This window comes from Leptolyngbya sp. BC1307 (assembly GCF_002286735.1).
Lineage (GTDB): Bacteria > Cyanobacteriota > Cyanobacteriia > Phormidesmidales > Phormidesmidaceae > Phormidesmis.
In genome coordinates this window covers 1-10,962 of sequence record NZ_NRTA01000080.1, presented here as the reverse complement: position 1 = coordinate 10,962, position 10,962 = coordinate 1, and the positions used below count along the sequence as shown (strand labels likewise).

General features: G+C 52.1%; 12 protein-coding genes and 2 pseudogenes. 5 read left to right on the top strand and 9 right to left on the bottom strand.

Annotation, left to right across the window (positions count from 1 at the left end):
- Positions 1-432, bottom strand: a pseudogene (locus CKL79_RS21160) (IS701 family transposase); the annotation flags it as partial.
- An 87-nt stretch (positions 433-519) separates the two neighbouring features.
- On the opposite strand from CKL79_RS21160, the gene CKL79_RS23580 reads away from it, so the two are divergent.
- Together CKL79_RS23580 and CKL79_RS21150 are read left to right on the top strand one after the other, a co-directional pair.
- Positions 520-1,347 (top strand): alanine-zipper protein, encoded by an 828-nt coding sequence (locus CKL79_RS23580; RefSeq protein WP_205879172.1) that lies wholly within the window; start codon positions 520-522, stop codon positions 1,345-1,347.
- A gap of 126 nt (positions 1,348-1,473) precedes the next feature.
- Positions 1,474-2,013, top strand: coding sequence for a HEPN family nuclease (locus CKL79_RS21150; protein WP_141242267.1), 540 nt, complete (start codon positions 1,474-1,476; stop codon positions 2,011-2,013).
- 306 nt (positions 2,014-2,319) lie between these two features.
- On the opposite strand, the gene CKL79_RS21145 is transcribed toward CKL79_RS21150, so the two are convergent.
- Genes CKL79_RS21145 through CKL79_RS21135 form a run of 3 tightly spaced genes read right to left on the bottom strand, consistent with a single transcriptional unit; the run spans position 2,320 to position 5,033 of the window.
- Positions 2,320-3,186, bottom strand: a complete 867-nt coding sequence (locus tag CKL79_RS21145; protein WP_121971525.1) for an ABC transporter permease — start codon at positions 3,184-3,186, stop codon at positions 2,320-2,322.
- A 50-nt stretch (positions 3,187-3,236) separates the two neighbouring features.
- Positions 3,237-4,067 carry an ABC transporter permease gene (locus CKL79_RS21140; RefSeq protein WP_121971524.1) on the bottom strand — a complete coding sequence of 277 codons (831 nt, stop codon included), beginning with the start codon at positions 4,065-4,067 and terminating at the stop codon, positions 3,237-3,239.
- A 15-nt stretch (positions 4,068-4,082) separates the two neighbouring features.
- A complete protein-coding gene (locus CKL79_RS21135; RefSeq protein WP_121971523.1) occupies positions 4,083-5,033 on the bottom strand; it encodes an ATP-binding cassette domain-containing protein in 951 nt (316 codons plus the stop codon).
- A 353-nt stretch (positions 5,034-5,386) separates the two neighbouring features.
- Between CKL79_RS21135 and CKL79_RS21130 the strand changes: the two genes are divergently transcribed.
- Positions 5,387-6,592: a tetratricopeptide repeat protein gene (locus CKL79_RS21130; RefSeq protein ID WP_121971522.1), complete on the top strand. Its 1,206-nt coding sequence runs from the start codon at positions 5,387-5,389 to the stop codon at positions 6,590-6,592.
- 11 nt (positions 6,593-6,603) lie between these two features.
- Here the strand turns inward: CKL79_RS21130 and CKL79_RS21125 are convergent, their stop codons facing one another.
- From CKL79_RS21125 to sodN, 4 genes are all read right to left on the bottom strand, one after another.
- Entirely contained in the window at positions 6,604-7,194 is a 591-nt protein-coding gene (locus CKL79_RS21125; protein ID WP_121971521.1) for a sulfite oxidase-like oxidoreductase, read from the bottom strand.
- Between the two features lie 80 nt (positions 7,195-7,274).
- Positions 7,275-7,769 (bottom strand): GNAT family N-acetyltransferase, encoded by a 495-nt coding sequence (locus CKL79_RS21120; protein ID WP_121971520.1) that lies wholly within the window; start codon positions 7,767-7,769, stop codon positions 7,275-7,277.
- Positions 7,770-7,887: 118 nt separating this feature from the next.
- On the bottom strand, positions 7,888-8,229 hold the full coding sequence (sodX, locus tag CKL79_RS21115) for a nickel-type superoxide dismutase maturation protease (protein WP_205879171.1): 342 nt from the start codon (positions 8,227-8,229) through the stop codon (positions 7,888-7,890).
- A 107-nt stretch (positions 8,230-8,336) separates the two neighbouring features.
- Complete coding sequence (gene sodN / locus CKL79_RS21110; RefSeq protein ID WP_121971518.1) at positions 8,337-8,810, bottom strand: superoxide dismutase, Ni; 474 nt, start codon at positions 8,808-8,810, stop codon at positions 8,337-8,339.
- A 201-nt stretch (positions 8,811-9,011) separates the two neighbouring features.
- Between sodN and CKL79_RS21105 the strand changes: the two genes are divergently transcribed.
- On the top strand, positions 9,012-9,998 hold the full coding sequence (locus CKL79_RS21105; RefSeq protein ID WP_240519018.1) for a DNA/RNA non-specific endonuclease: 987 nt from the start codon (positions 9,012-9,014) through the stop codon (positions 9,996-9,998).
- A 40-nt stretch (positions 9,999-10,038) separates the two neighbouring features.
- On the opposite strand, the gene CKL79_RS21100 is transcribed toward CKL79_RS21105, so the two are convergent.
- A complete protein-coding gene (locus tag CKL79_RS21100; protein ID WP_170944151.1) occupies positions 10,039-10,446 on the bottom strand; it encodes a nuclease A inhibitor family protein in 408 nt (135 codons plus the stop codon).
- A gap of 102 nt (positions 10,447-10,548) precedes the next feature.
- Between CKL79_RS21100 and CKL79_RS21095 the strand changes: the two are divergent.
- A pseudogene (locus tag CKL79_RS21095) lies at positions 10,549-10,866 on the top strand (deoxyribodipyrimidine photo-lyase); the annotation flags it as partial.
- Between the last annotated feature and the right edge of the window lie 96 nt (positions 10,867-10,962).

The following is a 10,962-nucleotide window of genomic DNA, read 5'->3' as shown; positions in this document are numbered from 1 at the left end:
TCTAAAATAGTCGTTCTTCGTCTTGCCCGCTGCTTTGTCATACAGTCTGAAGTTGACCGGATAAGAATGACCGGAGGGGTCACTGTAGTACAGAGTAATTAGGTTGAGTCCCTTCACCGGTCGCTTGTGCTTGCCAGAGTAAAAGTAATCCACCAAGGCACTTTTGCTGGGGTCGCGATACGGTTTGTCTTCCACACTATCGTCTACGCTGAGCGTCCCGGATTCTAGGTTCAGCTCGCCTTTAACCTCGTCAAAGAGGTCTTTGGGCGTGTAACGTTCGCGTAATAAAAAGCGATTCACGCTATCGTGGCTCAAATCTGCCAAAATTTCTGAGAGCCGCACGCAGCTCACATACTTCGGCTCTGAGAGCAAAAATAAGGTGTAGAGCGTGCTATCGCACTGGGCTGTAGATGGTTTTGATAGCTCACGCATGGCCTAGCGATCACTCAAAAAGAAGGGGGCTCCTGCCAGCATACAGGCTGGCTACTCTGTCAATGCGTAAGTCCTATATATGTCGATTTGGAGGAATTTGACCTTGGTAACTTGTTTGATCCGGCTGAGAGGCGCGAATTCAAAAGACATAAAAGTTGTAAGGAGGAAAACAACATAGCAGGTGGTGAACTAAGACTACTTGGAGATGGCAAGCTTTATGATTATCTTGAATGCAAAGACATAAAACGCTTGTATGAAGAGTTTGAGAGATTAGATGGAGGTGTAAAAACAAGAAGTATAAAAACTACATACAGCGATCTGCAAGAGAGAGCTTGGCAATTAGCTTGTTTAGGTAGAAACTCTAGTTTGCAAGATAAAGCCTTAGAGGGTTTTGTCAAATACGGTCAACTTTATCAACTGTGGGATCAGTTCGAGGACGATATGACTTCATTTTCGGTAATGCAACAACAGATCAGAGATTTGGACGCTCGAATTAAGCAACTAGATGAAAAGATTGGAACTTTTCAAGAAAAATCAGAGCAAATTGATGGTTTAAATTCGGCAGTACAGATAGCACAAAGTACTGCTAACGATGCAATCAACCGAGCCGATGCTGCTCAAGCTACCGCCAATGATGCAGTTGGTAAAGCCGATGCTGCTCAAGCTACCGCCAATGATGCGGTCAACCGAGCTAATAACGCTCAAAGTACTGCTAACAATGCAGTCGGCAAAGCCGATGCTGCTCAAAAAATGGCATCGACAGTAGACGGAAGAACAAAGCAGATCAGTACATCTGGTGCTGAGACACGCATTCGTCTTGGAAGCGTCCAATATGCAGCCTTTCAAACAGACGGTAACTTAGTTGTATATGAAGATCCGCGTCAGGCTCGCTGGGGTTCAGGCACTAACAGGTGACATATCCTACTAAGGCAGTCTAACAACGCCCATGCACACCGACCGCCGAGAGTTAATCGGTTATGATGCACAGGTTATCTACGGCGGGTGATGGACAACGTTAGCCAGCAAAGAGCACGCAAAAAGATGACGACGGAGTTCACCCAAGAAGACAACCTGATACTTCAGAGCTACATAACGGTGTCTCTGCTCGTCGAACTGAAGAACAATGACCTCCTTACCTCAGCATATTTCGAGGGGATGACGTTTGGAGCACCGTGGATCAAAGATCAGCTCCGTTCGATCTGCGTCGATAATCAAGGCTGTGCCATGATGTCGTTGTACGCCATGCTCGTTCTACCTCGGGAAATCGTGCAGAACGCATACTCAGCAGAGTACGACGCAATCAATGACTTCCTGCGCGTCCACACAAAGAACACAACAACCAACTACCGTTCCGACAACCCCACGACCAACTATCTACGCCACATTCGCAACGCGGTGGCGCACGCGCGTTCGACCTTCCGTCCAAACGATGCAGTGGTTTTCACCGACGAGAATACGCGCACCAATGAGTCCTTCTCTACGGAGTTACCGCTGGCACATCTCGGTGAATTCGTTCACCGTTTACAGTCCGTGCATGTGGCGTATATTCAGACGATGCAACAACGTGGCGAGTCGAGTTGACGGTAGTGATGGCTAACACACTGCTGGAGCCGACTGACGAGAGTCTTTGTTATGTTGCAGATATCACTTGTAGCCGCTCAGCAGGAACGTTAGGCGGCTCCGCGTGAAGACTTTGCACTTGTCTTTCCTTATAATCAGGGGAAGCAAAAGCAGCTATTGGGCGATCGCTGCTAAATTCAAACAGTATCAAACCAGATCTACAGGAAGGTTTGCCATGAACTCGCAACTTGAAGCTGTGATCGCTGCCATCCAAACGAGCCTCCCTTGAGGATAAGGAGCTTCCCTCTGCATATTTTTCACATACGCTTACCTTCTGCGCTTGTAGGCTCTTAGCGTCAGCGGCCCGCAGACCAAAATCAGCGCCAGACTCCACGCTAGCGTGATCCCAACTAACCCAATCGCCGGGTCGCCATTAGCTAAAGCCCGCATCGCCTCAGCTACCTTAGAAATTGGATTATAAGTAACCAAGCCCTGCGCCCAGTCTGGAAACCCCTCCTTGGGCACATAGCCAACACTCAGAAAAGTAAACGGCAAAATCCAGGGGTTGAGCACCGCAGAGATGGTCTCTGAAGACTTAGCCCCGACCGCTACGTAAAGGGCAATCAGCGACACCGATAGAGTAAACACAACCGGCAGCAAGAAAAAGCCAACCGTCTCTAAAAAACCGCCCCGAAAGCGGAAGCCCAGCAGATGGCCCGCTAGCACGATGCCGCTGAGCTGAAACAGTAGCCGTACCCCGGATGAAATCAGCCGCCCACCGATGGCTGACAGCCGAGCAATCGGCATCGCTCGCAGCCGCACATCCATGCCACTATCGAGATCGTTATAAAAAATGTCGCCAATATTGACCGTATTAAACAAAAAGCCTTGCACTGTGCTGAATGGCAGCAAGAACTGGGCATAGCTGCTATAGCTTTCGCCAGGCGCGACCACCTGAGCAAAGCTAGCGGTAAACACAAACAGCAGAGAAATTGGAAAGGCCGTAGCTACCAGCACTTCGGCTGGGTTACGCAGGTCTAGTAGAATATTGCGCTGGGCGACGATAGCCAGATCGCGGATGGTGCGCCAAAAGCCCCCTTCACGACGGGCCGCGACCATATCGGCAATGGTAAAGGGATCTAGCGTATCGGTGCGCTCACCCTCAAATTGCGGCAGTGCATTGTTTTGGGGCATGGTCTAAGTCTCGTTTTTAGGTGACGAATAAAGATAGGTTGCAACAGTTCTTACGACAGCTTTTTGTAAAGCCGGACTGACCACGCGCCTAGAAGCAATAGCAGTCCTAACAGCCAAACCAAGCTTGCAAAGAATAGCGGCCAGCTACCAGCACTGCCTTCACTCAGGGCGCGCAGGGCATCGCAGGTAACGCTAACTGGCTGATAGCGAACGATGGGCTGTAGCCAGTCTGGAAAGTTTTCGGTGGGGCTAAAGCCGTTGCTGAGCAAAAGTAAAGGCGTATAGGGAATGATTGCCACTGCATTCACTAGGGCGGGGCTACGGAGCTTGAGCGCTAAGATGCTGTAGCCCGTGATGCAGGTGCCGGTAAAAAGAATCACCAGCGCGAGATAGCCAAGAGCCGCGATCGCCCCACCATCAAAACGAAACCCCAGACCGTAAGCGACTATGAGCAAAACCACTGTCGCCAGCAGCGCCCGCACCATATAGGCCAGCGTCAGCCCAGCAACCACGGCGACGCGAGCAATCGGCATCGCCCGGCAGCGCTCCATCATGCCAGTCTCTATATCTTTGGCCAGCATGACCGCCGAACCTAGCCCCGAGAAAAACAGCGCCTGCAAGTTAATAATCGGCACTAAATATTGAATGTAGTTGACGCCCTGCGCGGCCATTAGCTTTTGGCCCACAATCCAAAAGCCCAGCAGAAAAACCATCGGAAAAATCGCGATCGCTACAATCACCACCGGATTGCGCCGCAGCCGAATGAGATTGCGCCCGGTAATCAGCAGACTGTCATCAATCGCTCGCCGCCAGCCAGTTTCCTGACGCTGAGCGATCATCTGCTGAGCGAGTTCAGCCACGTCGTGATGGACAAATGTCATGCAAGAGACCCCCGATTACTCTTGAGTGGTGTGCCCGGTCAGAGCAAAAAATACGTCGTCTAAGCTGGGGCGGCGCAGAGAGATATCGGCCAGTGGAATGCTCGCCGATTCCAACCGGAGGACAATTTCAGTTAGCGTATTGGCACCCTTGGGAGCGGCGATCGCCAGCGGCCCCGCATCGCCCATCTCGCCTGTGGCAATATCGCCCATATCAGCTAGCAAATGCCTAACCTTGGGCACATCTGCTAAATTGGCCAGACGCAGCTCGCAAAATTTACCGCCGACTCGGTCCTTCAGTTCGTCAGTTGTCCCCTCAGCAATGACCTGCCCCTGGTCGATCACCACAATCTGATCAGCCAGTGCATCGGCTTCTTCTAAATACTGCGTAGTGAGAATAATCGTGATGCCCTGAGCTTTGAGATCTTTGACCACGGCCCAGAGCTGCTGACGGCTGCGCGGATCGAGGCCGGTCGTCGGCTCATCTAAAAACAGCACCAGCGGTAAAACGACAATGCTCGCAGCCAGGTCCAACCGGCGACGCATCCCGCCCGAGAAGGTTTTCACCTGCCGATTCGCCGCTGCCGTCAGATCAAACTGGTCGAGCAGCTGATCGGCCCGCTGCTTAGCCGCCTTGCCAGAAAGCCGCAGCAGTCGGCCAAATAAAATCAGATTTTCTCGCGCCGTCAGCACTTCATCGACCGCTGCGAACTGACCGGTGAGGCCAATGAGCGATCGCACTGCTTCAGGCTGGCGTACCACATCATAGCCAGCAATCGTCGCTTCGCCGCTATCGGGTGTGAGCAGCGTAGTCAGACAGTTGATTGCGGTCGTTTTGCCCGCACCATTGGGGCCAAGCACCCCTAACACCGTGCCGCGCCACACCGATAGATTAATGCCGCGTAAGACCGCCGTATCACCAAAGCGCTTGGTCAGGTTTTTGACGCTTACAATCGGAGCTACCGACATCTTTCCTCAAATGCATCGATTAACCCTAGTCAGCATAGCGCTACCGGAATAATCATGCGTATTTAATTCAAGCAAAACTGATGAGTAAAGTAGCGGTCAATAGTATGCAGATCTTACTGTAGAGCGAAGCTTTTACGGTCTAATTAAAAGAAAATACGGAAAGGTAGCTGTTCACTTTGTTGGGTAAATCTTCGGTCTTAGCGCTGATTTCTTTATATCAGTAGGGTAGCTAGGCTGGTATAGAAATAGACCAACCGTAGACGTAGGCGATTCGATTATCGACCGACCGTTGCTTGTGAATCAGTAAACCAGCGCTACCGTTTGACCTCTACTTTGGCACTCAGGGAACTTGCATGTCACTATCGCCGCAGACTTGGTATCAGCAGCAGTCGGCTAAGCTAGCCTACCGCCGGGGGCTGGCCTATGCCCGACAAACTTCTTATCCGCTGGCGATCGCGGCCCTCACCCAGGCGCTAGAGCAAGGCTATCCCCATCCGCCAAAAGCCTTAGTCATGCGCGGTATCAGCCGCACCCATCTCAAAGATACTGCAGGCGCAACGGCTGATTTTGAAGCAGTCATTCAGGCGGCGGCAAGTTCTTCCAAATGTCAGCATGAAGCGGCTCAGGCCCACTATCATCGCGGCCTGTTGCGTCAGCAGTCCGGTAACGAAGCCGGTGCGCTAGCCGACTGGTCAGCAGCGATCGCCCTTTCCCCTCATTACCCTGAGCCCCACTACCAGCGATCGCTGGTTCACCTGAGTCAGGGGTGTCACAGTCAGGCGATCGCTGACCTGGACGCGACGCTAAAAGCTAACCCCACCATGACTACCGCCTACTTGCAGCGCGGTAATCTGCGCTATCAACTCGGCGATATTCCCGGTGCAGTCACCGACTGGGAGCTAGCAGTCTGCAATGACTTCACCCTAGAAGAAGCCAAACAGAATCTCAAAAACGTTCAGAAAGCCGCCAGGGATGCTAAGCTCAGCGCTTTGCTGAAAGCCCCCATAGCCGCCAAAGGTTTGACCGTCCAGGTTCATCGCAACGGCTCCCAGCTCGACATCCACATTCACCGCCAGCTAGGCACCGGCGTTAACTACTACACCCTGCCCGACCTGATTCGCGAGCACCTGGTGCCCCTACATTTAGCCGAAGTCAAGCGGTTTCAGCTCATCGGCCACCTGGCAGAAGTCAATCGCCCCGAGTGGAGCCAGTCTTACGACCTCTACAAAGGTCAGCCCTGCCCGCCGAGCAACTGGCAAACCGCCTTTTCTGCCCTGCTGCTATTTCCCCCTTTTGGCATACCGGCTTTTATCCAAGCCGCTCAGGTTAAAAGACTTCACGAACGCGGCCAGTACATCGAATCGCTGCGCGCCTCCAAAGCCGTTAAAGGGCTTTGCGTAGCCGGTAGCGTTACCCTCGGTTTTTTCACGCTATTGCCCCTGGGCTACGCGGCTTACGACTCAATGAAAGAGACGCCCACTTTTAAGCTGATTGAGCAGCTAGACGACTCTCCCCACCGTCCTTACCACGAGATCTGGCGCAGTCAGTCTAAGCTTTGACCTGGCTCAGCTCACCGCATGCTGTATCTCTCTTCTGCAAACGGCTCACCCCGCTGGTGATAGCCGTTGCGCTCCCAAAAGCCCAGCTCCATTTCCTTGAGAAATTCCAGGCCGTTAATCCACTTGGCGCTTTTCCAAGCGTATAGATGAGGCACTATCAGCCGCATCGGCCCGCCGTGCTCAGCGGGTAACGGTTCGTCAAATAACGTATGCGCAAAAAAGTTCTCTTCTCGCACAAAGTCTTCTAATGAGATGTTGGTGGTGTAGTCGCCATAGCAGTGTTCCATCACATACACCGCTTGCGGATCTACGTCAATCTCTTTTAAGAAGTCAGTTATCTTCACCCCGCGCCACTGCACGTCTAGCTTGCTCCAGGTCGTTACGCAGTGAAAGTCGGCAGTGAATTCGCTCTGTGGCATATCCATGAAGTCTTGCCAGGAGAACGTTTTATTCTGCGCTAGGCCAGAAACCGTAAATTGCCATTCGTCTGTGCTCACTTGCGGCGTATCGCCATAGGTAAGTACGGGGAACCCCTTGGCTAAGTGCTGTCCGGGGGGAACGCGGTCGGCGACATCGGCACCGGGTTTTTCAAAAAATTTCATAGCGAAATGTGAGAAGGTTACCTCTATTTTGCCGCAAAGCGATCGCTTTGCAATCGGCGGCTATATCTATCCACTGCTGTTCAGCTGTTCAGCTCTCGATCTTTAGATAGATTTACCAGCGCCTCGCCCGAGACGCGGCAGCCTGTCCATTCATCCATCAAGACTGCACCGATGCGTCTGTAAAAAGCGATCGCATCTTCATTCCAATCGAGTACGCTCCACTCCAGTCGCCCGCAGCCTTGACTGAGCGCATGAGCTGCCAAATACTTCAGTAGATCCGTCGCAATCCCACGCCGCCGGTATTCAGGCAGCACAAAGAGATCTTCTAAATACACACCTGGCTTCATCAAGAAGGTCGAAAAGCTATAGAAGTAAGTGGCTGAGGCCACTATGTTGCCATCGACTTCAGCTACAATCGCTTCCGCATAGGGGCGTGGGCCGAATAGACCCTTATGTAAATCTGCCTGGGTACCCACCATCTCATGAGCAAGCTTTTCATACTCACTGAGCGCCTGGCTGAACGAGAAGATAGCAGGTACATCATCAGGCGTAGCGGGTCGAAGGGTAGCAGTCATGGAGTGATCGCTCTCGGATTCATTTTGCAGTCTATAGATTCTCATAGTTCGCAGGCGCTTAGTCGATAGATCTACGTGATAGCCTCTATTGACGACATCTGTGGCGGTTGGCCACAGCCTAAAAAAAGCGACTGGTCACCCGGCCAATAATCAGCTCTCGGCCAACCACCCCAAAAGAGCGACTGTCGCTACCTTCGCTGACATTGTCGCTGAGTACATAGCAACCGCCATCGTAAAAAGTCTCACTCACCCGCTTAACTAGGCGAATATTTCGCTTCAGCGGATGGCAACAGACAACAATATCGCCCGGAGAGATCTTGGTCTGCGCTTGAACGGGGGTGACCAGCACATCTTCTCCAGGAGAAAGCGTGGGCAGCATGGAGTTTCCGCTGACGCAAAATCGCCAGCGTTTGCCCATCATCCAGCGACCAATTTCTCTCCAATTACGCCTCAGTTTCATCTATCACTTTGCAATGATCCACCAGCAACATCAAAAAAAGCCCTGCAGACTGCCAAAACAGACTTGCAGAGCTTTCTATTTATCGCCTTATGAAAGGCTTAACCTAGCTAGCTAGCGGTATACCAGGAGACATCGCGCTCCTTGGTTGCCCAAAACATGTTGTGGATTTTCTGCACAGCGTCCATCAGTTCCTGACAGTGCTGAGTGCTGACTTCTACTTTGCAGGCGGAGCAAGTTTTGGCCGCTTTCCAAAAAGTGTCATGCAGGTCAGGATACTTTTCAAGATGGACAGGCTTAAAGTAATCCGTCCAGAGAATTAGCAGCTCGTCTTTGGTGATTTGGGCTTGCTCTTCTTTAATGGCGATATAGCGAGACATGGTGTTTTGGTAAGACGCCATGGCTTGAGCATCTCCCCCTTCAGGATGCTTCAGGTCGAGAATTTTCTTGGTCATGGAGACCACGGCTTCGGCGGCGATGCGGGCGGAGGAAGGATCGTACACACCGCAGGGGCCATCGCAGTGAGCCTGAACTTCAGGAGCTGGGAACCAGGCTTTTAGCGTGGAAACGACTGTATTAAACATAACTTACAGGGTATAGTTGACAATTTGTCGGGTAGACATTCTTATCTTTGAAGGCCGTTAACGGGATTACTCCAAAGGCATTACGGCTCTAAGTATACCGTCCTAGCTTTTCGGTAGGGAACTATAAAAAGGCTGGTTATCTGGCTTGGGCTCTTGTAGCCTATAGAACAGATGTATTAAAATAGGCAATGTTCAGGGGCTATGCAGAAGTTTAGAGGGTTTTATTCGGGGCGATCGCGAGCAATAGCCATTGTGATGGCGATCAGTAGCGGGTTAAGCGGATGCAGTCGCCTGCCGAGCAGCGATCCCTACGCGAGTCTGCCGCCCTGCGTCGATAGCTACTGCGACTGCCGCGATTTTATCAGCCAGGCAGCCGCTCAGGAGGTATTGGATGCCTTCAGAGAAGATCTGCACGGGCTAGACCGAGACCAAAATGGTAAGGCTTGCGAAAGCCTGCCGCCGATAGCACCCGCCTTAGAGCGAGCGACCTATTTCTCTAATAGCGAGCATTTAGCACTGGGTAACCCCAACAATGCCGGACAGGAAAATCCGAATAATTGGCTGATTGAGCGGGAGCAGTATGTGCTCTCTTACAGCCAGGCGCGTGACGTTTTGAACTGGGCGAGCTGGCGGGTAGACAGTCGCTGGCTGGGCCAAACTGATCGGCAGGATGACTTTCGCCCAGATAGCAGTTTGCCGGCAGGGTTCTACCGGGTGACGCCAGGTGAATATCGTCGCAGTGGCTATGACCGGGGGCATATGGTGCCATCAGGCGATCGCACGGCCAACCCAGAAGACAATTCGATCACCTTTTTGATGACGAATATTTTTCCGCAGGTAAGCAATAATAACCGGGGAGCCTGGCGCAAACTCGAAGAATACGGGCGCGACCTGGTGCAGCAGGGCAAGGCGCTCTACGTGATCGGCGGCGTCTATGGTGATAAGGGCACTGTGGGTCAGGTAACGGTGCCGAGTCGGGTGTGGAAGGTGATTGTGGTTTTGGATAGCCCTACAGACGCGGTGACGCAGCGCACGGAGGTGATTGCGGTAGATATGCCGAATAGCGATCGCATTCAATCTAGCTGGCAACCCTATCGCACGACGGTTGATCGGATCGAAATTGCGACCGGCTATGACCTGCTCTCAGAAGTGCCTGAAAATATTCAAGCGGCCCTTGAAAGCCGATAGTGAGAGCCAGTAGGTGAAGATTAGTCTCAGGTCTCAGGTCTCAGGTTTCGACGAGTGTGGTTTTGACCCCGGCAATGCCGCCATCTGGGGTGTAGCCCGCTACGTAGACGCTAACTTCTACTTCACCACAGCGGTAGACTCTCGGATTTGACAGCGCTGACTGCAAGAGGGTTTTGAGCTGCTGTAGCCGTGATATTTGAGCTTTGTCTTCGGCGGTGTGCCAGCTTTTTGGGGCAGTTGATCGCGAAAAAAAATCCTCTATATTAACCGTCTCTACCTCGCCTTCGCAGCCTATTAGCTCACGAACCAAAGATTCCTGATCTCCATCGGCTGATTCGGCTGGAGCCGCGAACCAGATCACTTCTACCGGATAGTCGCTCTCGCTGCTCCACCACAGATCATCACAAGCAGCTTCTAGCTGTGTCTTTAGGCCGTTATTTGCAGTCACGTTTATCTGTCTCCCTGTAGTGGCGATCGCACGCCAGCTACCCTATCATGCCTAATCCTACCTATTCTTTGGCCTGTTCTTTGGCTTCGCTTTTCATCTTCTATGCGCATTCTCCTCTGGCTTCGTAACGATCTCCGCCTGCACGACCACGAACCTCTCCACCGCGCCCTCGAACGCCAGGCCAAAATCATTCCCCTTTATTGCTTTGACCCGCGCCATTTCGGTCAAACTGCCGTTGGCTTTCCTAAGACGGGCGCTTACCGGGCTAAGTTTTTGATTGAGACTGTGGCGGATTTGCGGCGATCGCTGCAAGCAAAGGGGAGTAATTTGGTAATTCGCCAAGGCAAGGCAGAGGAAGAGATTCCAGAGCTGGTTAAAACGCTAGATATCGATGCGGTGTACTGGCATGAAGAAGTGACGCAATAGCTCAATAACCGCTGGTAAGTAGCATTATTGAGGAAAGTAACGATGAGTGGTCAAAGGGCGAGAAATCTGTTGTAACAGAAGAATGAAAAG